The organism is Massilia mucilaginosa (assembly GCF_011682145.1).
GTDB classification, from domain to species: Bacteria; Pseudomonadota; Gammaproteobacteria; order Burkholderiales; family Burkholderiaceae_D; genus Telluria_A; species Telluria_A mucilaginosa.
Genome location: NZ_WHJH01000385.1, coordinates 1 through 255, shown reverse-complemented (window position 1 = coordinate 255; position 255 = coordinate 1). Strand labels below are relative to the sequence as shown.

At 47.1% G+C, this 255-nt stretch carries 1 rRNA gene; it reads right to left on the bottom strand.

The annotated features are described in order from the left end of the window. Window positions 1-145: 145 nt before the first annotated feature. Window positions 146-255 (bottom strand): 23S ribosomal RNA (locus tag F2P45_RS35285); the annotation flags it as partial.

The following is a 255-nucleotide window of genomic DNA, read 5'->3' as shown; positions in this document are numbered from 1 at the left end:
TAACTTGGTCAGCTTGGTGCTCCCGACTGGGCAGCACTAGCTTGAATCTGGAAGAAGTATCGTTTTATGTATTACTTGGGTAGTGATCGTGCGTATCGCACAAAACACAACGCGCATTTCTTATCTCCGCACCTGCTAAGGTTATAGGGACAAGCCGTACGGGCAATTAGTATCAGTTAGCTTAATGCATTACTGCACTTCCACACCTGACCTATCAACGTCCTGGTCTCGAACGACCCTTTAAAGAGCTCAAGG